The organism is Streptomyces sp. ISL-94, from assembly GCF_018614075.1.
Lineage (GTDB): Bacteria > Actinomycetota > Actinomycetes > Streptomycetales > Streptomycetaceae > Streptomyces.
The window spans coordinates 24,926-39,989 of sequence record NZ_JAGGOZ010000049.1 but is presented as its reverse complement, the minus strand read 5'-3'; the positions used below and the strand labels follow the sequence as shown (position 1 = coordinate 39,989).

At 68.5% G+C, this 15,064-nt stretch carries 13 protein-coding genes; 10 read left to right on the top strand and 3 right to left on the bottom strand.

What is annotated here, in order from left to right; all coding sequences use genetic code 11:
* The 4 genes from J7E94_RS17575 to J7E94_RS17560 form a co-directional block, all read left to right on the top strand.
* The coding region (locus J7E94_RS17575) for a vitamin B12 dependent-methionine synthase activation domain-containing protein (RefSeq protein ID WP_285440780.1) at positions 1-924 on the top strand (924 nt) is incomplete at its 5' end.
* Positions 925-1,037: 113 nt separating this feature from the next.
* Positions 1,038-1,739 carry an HAD family phosphatase gene (locus tag J7E94_RS17570; protein WP_215016399.1) on the top strand — a complete coding sequence of 234 codons (702 nt, stop codon included), beginning with the start codon at positions 1,038-1,040 and terminating at the stop codon, positions 1,737-1,739.
* A gap of 481 nt (positions 1,740-2,220) precedes the next feature.
* The gene (locus tag J7E94_RS17565; protein ID WP_215016398.1) at positions 2,221-3,825 is read left to right on the top strand and encodes an ABC transporter substrate-binding protein; all 1,605 of its coding nucleotides are present in this window, start codon (positions 2,221-2,223) and stop codon (positions 3,823-3,825) included.
* A 71-nt stretch (positions 3,826-3,896) separates the two neighbouring features.
* On the top strand, positions 3,897-5,480 hold the full coding sequence (locus tag J7E94_RS17560) for an ABC transporter substrate-binding protein (RefSeq protein WP_215016397.1): 1,584 nt from the start codon (positions 3,897-3,899) through the stop codon (positions 5,478-5,480).
* An 87-nt stretch (positions 5,481-5,567) separates the two neighbouring features.
* Here J7E94_RS17560 and J7E94_RS17555 read toward each other — a convergent pair whose 3' ends face one another.
* Entirely contained in the window at positions 5,568-6,242 is a 675-nt protein-coding gene (locus tag J7E94_RS17555) for a response regulator transcription factor (protein ID WP_215016396.1), read from the bottom strand.
* A gap of 64 nt (positions 6,243-6,306) precedes the next feature.
* The gene (locus J7E94_RS17550) at positions 6,307-7,191 is read right to left on the bottom strand and encodes a PD-(D/E)XK nuclease family protein (RefSeq protein WP_215016404.1); all 885 of its coding nucleotides are present in this window, start codon (positions 7,189-7,191) and stop codon (positions 6,307-6,309) included.
* Positions 7,192-7,414: 223 nt separating this feature from the next.
* Here J7E94_RS17550 and J7E94_RS17545 point away from each other — a divergent pair, with 223 nt between their 5' ends.
* The 3 genes from J7E94_RS17545 to J7E94_RS17535 all read left to right on the top strand — a co-directional run bounded on the left by J7E94_RS17545 (position 7,415) and on the right by J7E94_RS17535 (position 10,263).
* On the top strand, positions 7,415-8,548 hold the full coding sequence (locus J7E94_RS17545) for a site-2 protease family protein (RefSeq protein ID WP_215016405.1): 1,134 nt from the start codon (positions 7,415-7,417) through the stop codon (positions 8,546-8,548).
* A gap of 18 nt (positions 8,549-8,566) precedes the next feature.
* Positions 8,567-9,463 carry a tRNA (adenine-N1)-methyltransferase gene (locus J7E94_RS17540; RefSeq protein WP_030016358.1) on the top strand — a complete coding sequence of 299 codons (897 nt, stop codon included), beginning with the start codon at positions 8,567-8,569 and terminating at the stop codon, positions 9,461-9,463.
* Positions 9,464-9,663: 200 nt separating this feature from the next.
* A complete protein-coding gene (locus J7E94_RS17535) occupies positions 9,664-10,263 on the top strand; it encodes a hypothetical protein (RefSeq protein ID WP_374224455.1) in 600 nt (199 codons plus the stop codon).
* A gap of 4 nt (positions 10,264-10,267) precedes the next feature.
* Here the strand turns inward: J7E94_RS17535 and J7E94_RS17530 are convergent, their stop codons facing one another.
* Positions 10,268-10,588: a ferredoxin gene (locus tag J7E94_RS17530; protein WP_215016395.1), complete on the bottom strand. Its 321-nt coding sequence runs from the start codon at positions 10,586-10,588 to the stop codon at positions 10,268-10,270.
* A 264-nt stretch (positions 10,589-10,852) separates the two neighbouring features.
* On the opposite strand from J7E94_RS17530, the gene arc reads away from it, so the two are divergent.
* The 3 genes from arc to J7E94_RS17515 all read left to right on the top strand — a co-directional run bounded on the left by arc (position 10,853) and on the right by J7E94_RS17515 (position 14,797).
* Entirely contained in the window at positions 10,853-12,619 is a 1,767-nt protein-coding gene (gene arc / locus J7E94_RS17525) for a proteasome ATPase (protein WP_215016394.1), read from the top strand.
* 270 nt (positions 12,620-12,889) lie between these two features.
* On the top strand, positions 12,890-14,401 hold the full coding sequence (gene dop / locus J7E94_RS17520) for a depupylase/deamidase Dop (RefSeq protein WP_215016393.1): 1,512 nt from the start codon (positions 12,890-12,892) through the stop codon (positions 14,399-14,401).
* Between the two features lie 183 nt (positions 14,402-14,584).
* The gene (locus J7E94_RS17515) at positions 14,585-14,797 is read left to right on the top strand and encodes a ubiquitin-like protein Pup (RefSeq protein WP_030016348.1); all 213 of its coding nucleotides are present in this window, start codon (positions 14,585-14,587) and stop codon (positions 14,795-14,797) included.
* The last annotated feature ends 267 nt before the right edge of the window (positions 14,798-15,064 follow it).

Sequence of the window (15,064 nt, the reverse complement as noted above, 5' to 3'; positions counted from 1 at the left end):
AAGCGCGGCGTCCCCGGAGCCTCCCTGCCCGAGCTCAAGCAGCGCCGCGTCGCCAAGAGGGACACGCCGCTCCTCCAGGTCGAGGAGCCGGAGGAGCCCGGCGGCCGCTCCGACGTGGCCGTCGACAACCCGGTCCCCACCCCGCCGTTCTGGGGCACCCGCGTGGTCAAGGGCATCCCGCTCAAGGACTACGCCTCCTGGCTCGACGAGAACGCGCTCTTCAAGGGGCAGTGGGGCCTCAAGCAGGCCCGCGCCGGCGGCGCCACGTACGAGGAGCTCGTCGAGAGCGAGGGCCGTCCGCGCCTGCGCGGCCTCCTCGACAAGCTGCACACGGAGAACCTCCTGGAGGCGGCCGTGGTCTACGGCTACTTCCCCTGCGTCTCCAAGGGCGACGACCTCATCATCCTGGGCGAGAACGGCTCCGAGCGCACGCGCTTCACCTTCCCCCGCCAGCAGCGCGGCCGCCGCCTGTGCCTCGCGGACTTCTTCCGCCCGGAGGAGTCGGGCGAGACCGACATCGTCGGCCTCCAGGTCGTCACCGTGGGCAGCCGCATCGGCGAGGCAACGGCCAAGCTGTTCGAGTCCGACTCCTACCGCGAGTACCTGGAGCTGCACGGCCTGTCCGTCCAGCTCGCCGAGGCCATGGCCGAGTACTGGCACGCCCGCGTCCGCGCCGAGCTCGGATTCGGCGGCGAGGACCCGGCCAAGGTCGAGGACATGTTCGACCTCAAGTACCGCGGCGCCCGCTTCTCCCTCGGCTACGGGGCCTGCCCCGACCTGGAGGACCGCGCCAAGATCGCCGACCTCCTGCGGCCGGAGCGCATCGGCGTCCACCTCTCGGAGGAGTTCCAGCTCCACCCCGAGCAGTCCACCGACGCCATCGTCATCCACCACCCCGAAGCGAAGTATTTCAACGCACGCTGAGCTCCGCCGACGTACACTTGTCGGTCCCATACAGGCCGGTCGCCTGTTCCCCGGGGGATGCCCATGGGGAAGAGGTGACCGGCCTTCTCGTCCCTACTGAGAGGTGTGCGCCCATGACGAGCACTGTTCCCGTCCCCGTCACCCGTACGGCAGACGGGCACGCCCTGCAGGCGGTACTGCTCGACATGGACGGCACCCTCGTCGACACCGAGGGCTTCTGGTGGGAGATCGAGTCCGAGATCTTCCAGGAGCTGGGCCACCGGCTCGAGGAGTCCTGGCGCGACATCGTCGTCGGCGGCCCCATGAGCCGCAGCGCGGCCTTCCTGATCGCGTCCACCGGCGCCGCGATCACCCTCGCCGAGCTCAGCGTCCTGCTGAACGAGCGCTTCGAGGCGCGCATCGCCGACCAGGTGCCGCTCATGCCCGGCGCCGAGCGGCTGCTGAGCGAGCTGGCCCGGCACAACGTGCCCACCGCCCTCGTCTCCGCCTCGCACCGCCGGGTCATCGACCGGGTCCTGCTCACCCTCGGCCGCGACCGCTTCACCATGACCGTCGCCGGTGACGAGGTGGCGCGCACCAAGCCGCACCCCGACCCCTACCTGCTCGCCGCCCAGACCCTCGGGGCGCACCCCTCGCGCTGCGCCGTCATCGAGGACACCGCCACGGGTGTCGCCGCCGCCGAGGCCGCCGGCTGCCGGGTCGTGGCCGTCCCCTCGGTCGGCGTGATCGCCGCCGCGCCCGGCCGTACGGTCGTCCGCTCGCTGGAGGACGTGGACCTGGCGTTCCTGCGCTCCCTCATCACTCCGCTGAACTGAACGCACACGCTCCGTACCGAACAGCATCCCGGCAGGGCCACGCTCCTTCGAAGGATCTTCCGCCGCACGCCCCGGAGGCTGAAATTCCATCCCCCTCGGGGCAGTTGTCCCAGGGTGACCTTAGTCACGCGCCACACGCCCGACGGGCCTGTCCCAGGGCTTCGACGGCTTCCCTTGTGTCCGCATTGATCAGCTCCTGACCGAATCTGGGCACAGCCCCACATGGACAGTCAGTCCGCTCCCATCACGGTGTGAATACACCCCAAGTCCGGCCAGTTCCAGCCATCCCGTCCCGGACCACTACTGTCAATGCGGGCACATCGCCGCACCTCTGCCGTCCCGGACGCACACCCCTGCGCCGGGACCGCGTGGACCGATCGTCACACCACCGGCCCGATCGTTCCGCCCTGAACGGGCGACCGCCGCGAAGTGCCCTTTACGCCGCTTTGAGCAAGAGCCGGTTACAGGGAGTACTTCCAGCATGAACCGCAAGACCATGGTGCTGACGGCCGCGGCCGGACTGCTCACCCCCACGCTGGCCGCATGCGGCAGCGCGAGCGGCGGAGGAGCAGGATCCGGAGCGATCGTCGTCGGCACCACCGACCGGTTCGAGGCCGCCGATGCCGCCCCCGCCCCGTTCGACCCGGCCCACGCCTACGACGCCGGAGCCTGGAACGTCCTGCGCCAGACCGTCCAGACGCTGATGCACACCCCGCGCGGCGGCGGCCGGCCCGTCCCCGAAGCGGCCTCCGACTGCCGCTTCACGGACACCGGCAACGAGAGCTACCGCTGCACCCTGCGCCCCGGGCTGAAGTTCGCGAGCGGCGACCCGCTCACCGCCAAGGACGTCAAGTTCTCCATCGACCGCGTCCTCGCCATCAAGGACGAGAACGGCCCGTCCTCGCTGCTCTCCACCGTCGACAACGTCGAGGTCAAGGCCGCCGACACCGTCGTCTTCCACCTGAAGGCCCCCGACGCGACCTTCCCGCTCAAGCTCTCCACCCCCGCCGCCGGCATCGTCAGCGAGAAGAACTACGACGCCAAGAAGCTCCGCGAGGGCTTCGCCGTGGACGGCTCCGGCCCCTACACGATGAAGGCCGAGGTCAAGGACAACCAGCTCGTCCGCGCCGTCTTCAGCGAGAACCCGAACTACCAGGGCGACCTCAAGCTCCGCAACGACAAGGTCGAACTGCGCACCTACGCCGACTCCGCGGCCATGGGCAAGGCGCTGACCGACGGGTCCATCCACATGGTCTCCCGCACCCTCTCGCCCGCCCAGATCACCGAGCTCTCCACCCGACCCCCCAAGGGCGTCAAGCTCGTCCCGATGCCCGGCCTGGAAATCCGCTACCTCGGCTTCAACACCGAGGCCCCGGTCGTCAAGGACAAGGCCGTACGCCAGGCCCTCGCCGCCGCCGTCGACCGCAACGCGCTCATCTCCAAGGTCTACGGCAAGTCCGCGCAGCCGCTCTACTCGCTGGTCCCCACCACCATGACCGGCCACGTCAACTCCTTCTTCAGCAAGTACGGCGAGGCCAACACCGCCAAGGCCGCCACCCTGCTGAAGGACGCCGGGATCAAGACCCCGGTCAAGCTCACCCTGAACTACACGTCCGACCACTACGGCGACGGCACGGCCGCCGAGTTCGAGGCCCTCAAGAGCCAGCTGAACTCCACGCAGCTGTTCGACATCACCGTCCAGGGCAGCGAATGGGCCGACTTCCGCCCCGCGCAGAAGAACGGCGACCACGCCGCCTACGGGCTCGGCTGGTTCCCCGACTTCCCGGACGCCGACAACTTCCTCGCCCCGTTCCTGGAGCAGGACAACTTCCTGGGCACGCCCTACGCCAACAGCGTGGTGCGCACCCGGCTCATCCCCGAATCCCGGCGCGCCGCCGACCGCAGCGTCGCCGTCCCCGCGATCACGGAGATGCAGGACATCGTCGCCGAGGACGTGCCCGTCCTGCCCCTGTGGCAGGGCAAGCAGTACGTCGCCGCACGCGACGGGATCACCGGAGTGGAGTGGTCGGTCAACGCCATCTCCGACCTCCAGCTGTGGGAGCTCGGCCGGGGTGCCGGCGGCTGAGACCGGCAACAACCGGCAGCGGATCCCGCAGGCCGGAGCAACGAAACAGTTCGACTGTGAAGGACGTTCGCGTGATACGACGTAACCAGTGGCTGGCGGCCCCGCTCGGCGCAGCCACTGCCGCCGCGCTGCTCAGCGGTTGCGGCTCGACCGATGGCTCCAACGCCGGCAACGGCAAGGGCGTGGTCATGGGGATATCCGACAAGGTGAAGTCCACCGACCCGGCCTCGGGCTACGACCCCGGCTCCTGGCTGCTCTTCAACAACGTCTTCCAGTCGCTGCTGAGCTTCCCCAAGGGCGGCACCACGCCCGAGCCCGACGCCGCGCAGTCCTGCGGCTTCGAGGGCAGCGACAGCAAGGTCTACAAGTGCGTCCTGCGCACCGGCCTGAAGTTCAGCAACGGCCACGCCCTCACCGCGCAGGACGTCAAGTACTCCTTCGACCGCACGCTGAAGATCAACGACGACAACGGCCCCGCCGTCATGCTCGCGTCGATCGCCGGCATCGACGCCCCCGACGACAAGACCGTCGTCTTCCGCCTCAAGACGCCCGACGCGACCTTCCCCAGCAAGATCGCGTCCGGCGCGGGCGCCATCGTCGACCGCCGCGAGTACCCGGCGGACAAGCTCCGCACGGACAACAAGGCCGTCGGCTCCGGCGTCTACAAGCTCGACTCGTTCAGCGAGAAGAGCGCAAGCTTCTCGGTCAACGACTCCTACAGCGGCAAGGCCAAGGCCAAGAACAACGGCGTGACGCTGAAGTTCTTCAACGGCGACCAGGCCGCCCTCAAGACGGTCCTGGAGAACGGGGACGTCGACTTCGCCTTCCGCGGCCTGGCCGCCAAGGACATCGCCGGCCTCGCCGCCGCCGAGACCGGCGACAACAAGGTCGACGTCGTCCAGGGCACCGGCGCCGAGGTCGAACACCTCGTCTTCAACGTCAACGACCCGGTCGTCGGCAAGCTCCCCGTCCGCAAGGCCATCGCCTACCTCGTCGACCGCGAAGCGCTCGTCAAGGACGTGTACGCCGGCACCGCGTCCCCGCTCTACTCCATCGTCCCGGCCGGCATCGCCGGACACACCACCCCGTTCTTCGACCGCTACGGCGGCAGCCCGCAGCCCGAGAAGGCCAAGGCCCTCCTCAAGGCCGCAGGCATCAACGGCAAGATCAAGTTGACCCTGTACTCCACCCCGTCCCGCTACGGCCCCTCCACCGACCAGCAGTTCCAGGTCATCGCCAAGCAGCTCAACGACAGCGGCCTCTTCGAAGCCGACATGAAGTCCGTCGAGTTCGAGCAGTACGAGAAGGACATCCAGGAAGGCAAGTACGGCGTCTACGTGAAGGGCTGGGTGCCGGACTACCCCGACGCCGACAACTTCACCCAGCCGTTCTTCGGCCCGGACAACGTCCTCCACAACAACTACGACAACAAGGAGATCACCGGGACCATCATCCCGTCGACCTCCGCGAAGTCCGACCGCACCGCGACCAACCCCGACTACAGCCGGCTCCAGGAAATCGTCGCCGAGGAGATCCCGATCCTCCCGCTCTGGCAGGGCAAGCAGTACGCCGTCACCCGCCAGAACGTGACCGGCCTCCAGTGGTCCCTGGACTCCTCCACGGTCTTCCGCTTCTGGGAGATCAGCAAGGGCTGAGCCCCCGGACAACGGACAACGGACAACGAAAGGGGCCGGGCAAGCCGCACCACGCGGCCGCCCGGCCCCTTTCCCCCAGCAGACCGGCTACTGGGCGGCGCCCGGGCGGACCAGGCCGCTCTCGTACGCGTACACCGCCGCCTGCACCCGGTCGCGCAGGCCCAGCTTCGTCAGCACGTGACCCACATGCGTCTTCACCGTCGTCTCGCTCACGAACAGATCCGCCGCGACCTCCGCGTTCGACAGGCCCCGGGCCACCAGCTTCAGCACCTCGACCTCCCGCTCGGTCAGCGTCCCCAGCACGTCCGGAACCGTGTCCTCGCCCGACGGCAGGTGCCCCGCGTACTTGTCCAGCAGCCGCCGCGTGATGCTCGGCGCGAGCATCGCCTCACCCGCCGCCACCACCCGGATCGCCTGCACCAGCTCATTGGCCGGAGCGTCCTTCAGCAGGAACCCGCTCGCCCCCGCCCGCAACGCCTCCACCACGTACTCGTCCAGATCGAACGTCGTCAGCACCAGCACCTTCGCCGGCCCGTCCCGCCCCGGACCGGTGATCTGCCGAGTGGCCTCCACCCCGTCCATCCGCGGCATCCGGATGTCCATCAGCACCACGTCGGGCTGCAGCACCCGCACCTGATCCAGCGCCTGAAGCCCGTCCCCGGCCTCCCCGACCACCGCCAGGTCCTGTTCGGCCTCCAAGATCATCCGGAAGCCCGTGCGCAGCAGTGGCTGGTCGTCGACCAGCAGGACGCGGATCGCCACGGGGTCTACCTCTATTCGTCGGACGGCTTCGGAGGACCCCGCCCATTCTGCCCTGACCGGCCGGTCAGGAATCCGCCGGGCCCACCGCCCCCGGACGCGGCACGACCACCAGCGGATAGGGCGGGGGAGTCCCCCCGAACTCCGGACACACCGCCTGATGATCGCACCAGCCGCACAGCTTCGTCGGCCGCGGCCGCCACTCGCCCGTCTCCGTCGCCTCCCGGATCGCCTCCCACAGCGCGAGCAGCTTGCGCTCCACCCGCTCCAGATCCGCCACCACCGGGTCATACGTCAGCACATCCCCACTGCCCAGATACACCAGCTGCAGCCGCCGCGGCACCACCTGCTTCAGCCGCCACACCACCAGCGCGTAGAACTTCATCTGGAACAGCGCACCCTCGGCATACTCCGCCCGCGGCGCCTTGCCCGTCTTGTAGTCGACGATCCGCACCTCACCCGACGGCGCGACATCCACCCGGTCGATGATCCCGCGCAGCCGCAGCCCCGACTCCAGCTCCGTCTCCACGAAGAACTCCCGCTCCACCGGCTCCAGCCGCGTCGGGTCCTCCAGCGTGAACCACCGCTCCACCAGCGCCTCGGCCTCCGTCAGCCACCGCGCCAGCTCCACCCCCTCGTCCCCTTCCGGGAACAACTCCGTCAGCTCCGGCCTCGCCTCCAGCAGCCGGTCCCACTGCCCCGGAATCAACGCCTTCGCCCGCGGCGCCGTCCGCTCCTGCGCGGGATGGTCGAAGAGCCGCTCCAGCACGGCATGCACCAGAGTCCCGCGCGTGGCCGCCGCACTGGGCCTCTCCGGCAGCTTGTCGATCACCCGGAACCGGTACAGCAGCGGGCAGCGCATGAAATCGCTCGCCCGCGAAGGGGAGAGCGAAGAAGGCCGTGCAGCACTGGGCGCCGCATCGGCCGGACCATCACCGGAGCTCGTCGTCATGCACAAAACCCTACGACCCACCACCGACAGCACGCGCATACCATCGACGCCAAGACCCCTCGCACTGCATGATCGAAGCATCACAACCCGCAACGGCCACCCCGCCCACCACGACGTGAACCACACCGGAACCATCAGCACCGAACGAAGGACAGCCGTGGCAGACACCGACGAAACCGGCGAGCGCCCCAGCCGGCGCTCCGCACCGGGCGGCGGAATCCTCATGGGCCGCCCCTTCGGCGTACCCGTCTACGTCTCGCCCAGCTGGTTCCTCGTCGCCGCCCTCATCACCTGGGTCTTCGGCGACCAGCTCGACCGCATCCTGCCCGACCTCGGACCCGTCCGCTACCTCGTCTCCCTCTTCTTCGCCGTCGCCTTCTACGCCTCCGTCCTCGTCCACGAACTCGCGCACACTGTCGCCGCCCTCCGCTTCAAACTCCCCGTGCGCCGCATCCAGCTCCAGTTCTTCGGCGGAGTCTCCGAAATCGAGAAGGAATCCGAGACCCCCGGCCGCGAATTCGTCCTCGCCTTCGTCGGCCCCCTGCTCTCCCTCCTCCTCGCCGGAGCCTTCTACCTCGGCATGAAGGCCGTCGACCCCGCCACCGTCCCCGGCGTCCTCCTCGCCGGCCTGATGATCTCCAACCTGCTCGTCGCCGCCTTCAACCTGCTCCCCGGCCTCCCCCTCGACGGCGGCCGCATGCTCCGCGCCGTCATCTGGGGCATCACCGGCAAACCCATGACCGGCACCGTCGCCGCCGCCTGGATCGGCCGCGGCCTCGCCATCGCCGTCCTCCTCGGCCTGCCCCTGCTCACCCACACCGGCGTCCTCGGCAACCGCACCGGCGACATCGGCGGCATGGACACCGTCATGGACGCCCTCCTCGCCGCCATCCTCGCCGCGATCATCTGGACCGGCGCCGGCAACAGCCTGCGCATGGCCCGCCTGCGCGAACACCTCCCCGAACTCCGCGCCCGCGCCCTCACCCGCCGCGCCGTCCCCGTCGAGAACGCCACCCCCCTCTCCGAAGCCCTGCGCCGCGCCAACGAAGCCGGCGCCCGCGCCCTCGTCGTCGTCGACGGCCACGGAGACCCCACCGCCATCGTCCGCGAGAGCGCCATCGCCTCCGTCCCCGAACACCGCCGCCCCTGGATCGCCGTCAGCACCCTCGCCCAGGACCTCACCGACGGCATGAAGGTTTCAGCGGACCTCACCGGCACAGAACTCCTCGACCACCTCCGCGCCACCCCCGCCACCGAATACCTCGTCCTCGAACCCACCGGCGAGATCTACGGCGTCCTCTCCACCCTCGACGTCGAAAAGGCCTTCGTGAAGGCCATGGCACGGCCCCGGTCCTGAAGCCAATACACTGGTCACATGTCCGAACCGACCGGTGCCGCCCGCCGACGCGGGCCCTTCGAGGTCGGGGACCAGGTTCAGCTCACCGACCCCAAGGGCCGCCACTACACGTTCACGCTCGAAGCCGGGAAGAATTTCCACACCCACAAGGGTTCCTTCCCGCACGACGAGCTGATCGGTGCTCCCGAGGGCAGTGTTGTCCGCACCACGGGCAACGTCGCGTACCTCGCGCTGCGCCCCCTGCTCCCCGACTATGTCCTGTCCATGCCCCGCGGTGCCGCCGTGGTCTACCCCAAGGACGCAGGCCAGATCCTGGCCTTCGCCGACATCTTCCCCGGCGCCCGCGTCGTGGAAGCAGGTGTGGGCTCCGGCTCCCTGAGCAGCTTCCTGCTGCGCGCCATCGGCGACCAGGGCATGCTCCACAGCTACGAGCGCCGCGCGGACTTCGCCGAGATCGCCACCGCCAACGTCGAGCGCTACTTCGGCGGCCCGCACCCCGCGTGGCAGCTGACCGTAGGCGACCTCCAGGACAACCTGTCCGACACCGACGTCGACCGCGTCATCCTCGACATGCTCGCCCCCTGGGAATGCCTCGAGGCCGTCTCCAAGGCCCTGGTCCCCGGCGGCATCCTCTGCTGCTACGTGGCCACCACCACCCAGCTCTCCAAGACCGTCGAGTCCATCCGCGAGATCGGCTGCTTCGCCGAGCCGCAGCCCTGGGAATCGATGATCCGCAACTGGCACGTGGAAGGCCTCGCCGTCCGCCCCGACCACCGGATGATCGGACACACCGGCTTCCTCGTCACCGCCCGCCGCCTGGCCGACGGCGTCGAACCCCCGATGCGCCGCCGCCGCCCCGCCAAGGGCGCCTACGGCGAGGACTACGACGGCCCCGGCAGCGACCGCTCCGCCTAGGGATGTCCGGCAGGGTCTCCCCGGCCGCCCAACACAAAGGCGCTGTGGCGCAGTTCCCCCCGTACACGGGAACTGCGCCACAGCGCCTTTTCGTTGTCACCGAAACCGGACCACCGGCTCCGGACCCGGCCGTTCCACCTCCGTGTGAGGTGTGGCACGATGCTGGCTCCCCGTCACCCTTCGCACAGGAGACACCCCGCGTGCTGCACAGCCCCGCCGAGCTGACGCCGACACTGGAAACCCTGGCGTACCACCGCACCAGGACCGTGCACTGGCTCGCCACGGCCACCGCCATGGCCGCCGTCATAGCCGCCGCGGGATTCATCCAGCCGGCCATCGGCACCGCCGCCACCCCCGCGGACCCCTCCGGCACCACCGGCCCCCAGGCCACCGCTCCCGACCCGGCCGCGGTCACCTACCCCCTCGACTGCAAGGGCACCCCGCAGACCGTCACCGCCACCGCCCAGGGCGACCTCGACGGCGACGGCCGCCCCGAGACCGTCGCCGCCGTCCGCTGCGCGGCCGGCTCCGGCACCCCGCCCCACGCCATCTACGTACTGGCCCAGGACCGGGCCGAAGGCTCCCGCCCCCGCGTCGTCGCCACCCTGCTCGACGCCGCCCGGCGACAGACCGCCACCGACCTCACCGTGAGCGACGGCATTGTCACCGCACGTCTGCTCGGCTACTCCTCGCCGCAGATCCCCCGCTACGACCCCGACGTGAAACAGCTCGCCAAGTGGCGCTGGACCGGCGGAAAATTCCGCCAGGAGCTGACGGACTCGACCGCCGCACGTGTTTGAACCATCACTCCGCGTCCGGGCCGTACACCTCGACCCCATCCGAAACGCGCCTCACGTGGATGCAGTCACCCGGACATTCCTTCGCCGAATCGACCACGTCCTGGAGCAGCGGCAGCGGAACCGGAGTGGTCGCCCCCGCCGCCTGGAGAAGCTCGTCCCCGGCGCTCTTCACGTACGCCAGACCGTCGATGTCCAGCTCGAACACCTCCGGCGCGTACTGCGCGCAGATGCCGTCCCCGGTGCACAGGTCCTGGTCGATCCAGACCTCAAGCGACTCGCCGGCCCCACCGGCGCCCGCCGTCGGAGCCTCCTGCTGCACGGTCATATCTCCTGCCGTTCCCTGCTCTGAGTGATCCATCCCGGGCACAACTCGAAGCAAGTCGCACGAGCCCTGGCGGGTGTTGAACAGTTCGACCTTACAACCGGCCGCTTTCCGATGTTGATGGGTGGGTATTTCCTTGGCGTGAGGGAGTACGCAAGGGTGAAGATCGGACACACCTCTACCGTCTTTGTGATCTAGGGGTTTCAATCACCACCAGCCCAGGTAGGGTCAGGAAGCGTCCAGCTCCCCTTGGAGGAGGTGAGGACCGTGGCAGCCCACGACGACGACATCAACCGCGGCATCCGGCCCGGGCGAGGGTCTGAGGACCCCGCCGGCCAGGTTGCCTATCTCGAGCAGGAAATCGCCGTCCTGCGACGTAAGCTCGCCGACTCTCCGCGACACACGAGGATTCTCGAAGAGCGGATCGTCGAGCTCCAGACAAATCTGGCAGGCGTCTCCGCGCAAAACGAACGACTCGCGAATACCCTCCGTGAGGCCCGCGACCAGATCGTGGCCCTCAAGGAAGAAGTCGACCGGCTCGCACAGCCGCCGGCCGGCTTCGGTGTCTTCCTGCAGGCGAACGAGGACGGCACCGTCGACATCTTCACCGGAGGCCGAAAGCTCCGCGTGAACGTCAGCCCCAGCGTCGAACCGGAAGACCTCCGGCGCGGCCAGGAGGTCATGCTCAACGAGGCCCTCAACGTGGTCGAGGCCATGGAATACGAGCGGGCCGGGGACATCGTCACCCTCAAGGAGATCCTCGAGGACGGCGAGCGCGCCCTGGTCGTCGGGCACACCGACGAGGAAAGGGTGGTGAGGCTCGCCGAGCCGCTCCTGGACATCACCATCCGCCCCGGCGACGCCCTGCTGCTCGAACCCCGCTCCGGCTACGTCTACGAGGTCGTCCCCAAGAGCGAGGTCGAAGACCTCGTCCTCGAAGAGGTCCCCGACATCGACTACGACAAGATCGGCGGCCTCGGCGACCAGATCGAGCTGATCCGCGACGCGGTCGAGCTCCCCTACCTCTACCCCGACCTCTTCAAGGAACACGAACTGCGGCCCCCGAAGGGCATCCTGCTCTACGGCCCGCCCGGCTGCGGCAAGACGCTCATCGCCAAGGCCGTCGCCAACTCCCTTGCCAAGAAGGTCGCCGAGGTGACCGGACAGGCAGCCGGAAAGTCCTACTTCCTGAACATCAAGGGACCCGAACTCCTCAACAAGTACGTCGGCGAGACCGAGCGGCACATCCGCCTCGTCTTCCAGCGTGCCCGCGAGAAGGCCAGCGAGGGCACCCCCGTCATCGTCTTCTTCGACGAGATGGAATCCCTCTTCCGCACCCGCGGATCCGGCGTCAGCTCGGACGTGGAGAACACCATCGTCCCCCAGCTGCTCGCCGAGATCGACGGCGTGGAAGGCCTGGAGAACGTCATCGTCATCGGCGCCTCCAACCGCGAGGACATGATCGACCCGGCCATCCTGCGCCCCGGCCGCCTCGACGTGAAGATCAAGATCGAGCGTCCGGACGCGGAGGCGGCGAAGGACATCTTCGCGAAGTACCTCAAGGCCTCGCTGCCCCTGCACACGGACGACCTGTCCGAACACCAGGACTCGCGGCCCAGCACCGTCCACAGCATGATCCAGACCGTCGTCGAGCAGATGTACGCCGAAACCGAGGAGAACCGCTTCCTCGAGGTCACGTACGCCAACGGCGACAAGGAAGTCCTCTACTTCAAGGACTTCAACTCGGGCGCGATGATCCAGAACATCGTGGACCGTGCGAAGAAGATGGCCATCAAGGCCTTCCTCGAGCACAACCAGAAGGGCCTCCGGGTCTCCCACCTCCTCCAGGCATGCGTGGACGAGTTCAAGGAGAACGAGGACCTGCCCAACACCACCAACCCCGACGACTGGGCCCGAATCTCCGGAAAGAAGGGCGAGCGGATCGTGTTCATCCGCACCCTCGTCACCGGAAAGCAAGGCGCGGACACCGGACGCTCCATCGACACGGTGGCAAACACCGGTCAGTACCTCTGACAAGGCGGAGCGGCTGCGGATACCCTCCCCGGGCATCCGCAGCCGACTGCTTTACCCGCTGCTTTTACCCACCGCTTTTCAGCCGGTGACGAGGCAGATTCAATGACGGAAATGATCTCCCCACGAGCGCGGAGTGGTTCTAGGCTCTTCCGTACCGCCCGATGCGCAGTGCGGGGACGGGCACCGCACAGCCACAGGCACACGCACCGGAGCACCAGCGGTACTTGAGCGCCGCTCCCCAAGGGGGCGCCGCCGGGCAAGGAGGGCCGCATGACCGTACGGCGAGTAATGGGGATCGAAACGGAGTACGGGATCTCCGTTCCGGGGCACCCGAACGCCAATGCCATGCTCACCTCGTCCCAGATCGTCAACGCCTACGCGGCGGCGATGCACCGGGCGCGACGCGCCCGCTGGGACTTCGAGGAGGAGAATCCGCTGCGGGACGCCCGCGGCTTCGACCTCGCCCGCGAGGCCGCCGACAACAGCCAGCTCACCGACGAGGACATCGGCCTCGCCAACGTCATCCTCACCAACGGCGCACGGCTCTACGTCGACCACGCGCACCCCGAGTACAGCTCGCCGGAGATCACCAATCCGCTCGACGCCGTGCTCTGGGACAAGGCCGGCGAGCGGATCATGGCCGAAGCGGCCGTCAGGGCCGCCCAGCTGCCCGGCGCCCAGCCGATCCACCTCTACAAGAACAACACCGACAACAAGGGCGCCTCCTACGGCACGCACGAGAACTACCTGATGAAGCGGGAGACCCCCTTCTCGGAGATCGTGCGCCACCTGACCCCCTTCTTCGTATCCCGCCAGGTCGTGACCGGCGCGGGACGCGTGGGCATCGGCCAGGACGGCCGCGAGCACGGCTTCCAGATCAGCCAGCGCGCGGACTACTTCGAGGTCGAGGTCGGCCTGGAGACCACCTTGAAGCGGCCGATCATCAACACCCGGGACGAGCCGCACTCGGACGCGGAGAAGTACCGCCGACTGCACGTGATCATCGGCGACGCGAACCTGTCCGAGATCTCCACCTACCTCAAGCTCGGCACGACGTCGCTGGTCCTGGGCATGATCGAGGACGGGTTCATCACCGTCGACCTGGCCGTCGACCAGCCCGTACGCACCCTCCACCAGGTCTCCCACGACCCCGATCTGAAACACCTGATCACGCTGCGGAGCGGGCGGACGCTGACGGCCGTACAGCTCCAGATGGAGTACTTCGAGCTGGCCAGGAAGTACGTGGAGGAGCGTTTCGGGTCCGACGCGGACGAGCAGACCAAGGACGTGCTGGCCCGCTGGGAGGACGTGCTGGGCCGGCTGGAGAGCGACCCCATGAGCCTGTCGGGGGAGCTGGACTGGATCGCCAAGCGGGAGATCCTGGAGGGCTACCGGCGCCGGGACGGGCTGGGCTGGGACGCGGCGCGGCTGCACCTGGTGGACCTCCAGTACGCGGACGTACGGCCCGAGAAGGGCCTGTACAACCGCCTGGTGGCCCGCGGCAAGATGAAGCGGCTGGTGGAGGAGCCGGCGGTGGAACGGGCGACCGGCAAGCCGCCGGAGGACACCCGGGCGTACTTCCGGGGCCGCTGCCTGGAGCAGTACGCCGACGACGTCGCCGCGGCCTCCTGGGACTCCGTGATCTTCGACCTCCCGGGCCGCGACTCCCTCCAGCGGGTCCCGACCCTGGAGCCCCTCCGGGGGACCCGGAACCACGTGAAGGAGCTCCTGGACCGCTGCCGCACGGCGGAGGACCTGGTGCGGGTGCTTTCGGGGCAGTGAGTGGGCCTGAAGGGGCCTGAAAGGCCTCCGGTCCGGGAATCATGAAGAAAGCCGGACGTTATGCAAGTGCGGGGACGAATGTCGGACCCTCCTTGTAGGGTCCGACGTAGGGTCTGATCTTGAGAGATCCCGAATCCGGGGTCTCTCGACGTGAGCGTGCGAACCGAGCGGGGTGAGGTAGACATGGCGACCAAGGACACCGGCGGCGGACAGCAGAAGGCGACGCGCTCGACCGAGGAGGTCGAGGAGGCGGCGGTCGAGGAATCGACCGACCTCAAGGAGCGCCAGGAGAAGCTCTCCGACGACGTCGACTCCGTACTTGACGAGATTGACGATGTCCTAGAGGAGAACGCCGAGGACTTCGTGAGGTCCTTCGTTCAAAAGGGTGGCCAGTGATTTTGCCTTCGAATCAAAGGTGAAGGGCACCGGGGGAGGGTGAGTGTCCGAACCTGCGAAGCGGTGTCCTCGGTGTGGGGTCACGAAGGCGCGTGAGGCCTTCGCCGCTAACCGGGCCGCACGGGACGGCCTGCAGTGCTACTGCAGGCCGTGTGCGGCGGAGTACCACCATGAACGCCAGAAGGTGAAGGGTAAGAATGTCCGACCTCTGGTGAAGGCCCAGGTCGGCTACAAGCACTGCCGGCAGTGCGGTGAGATCAAGTCCCA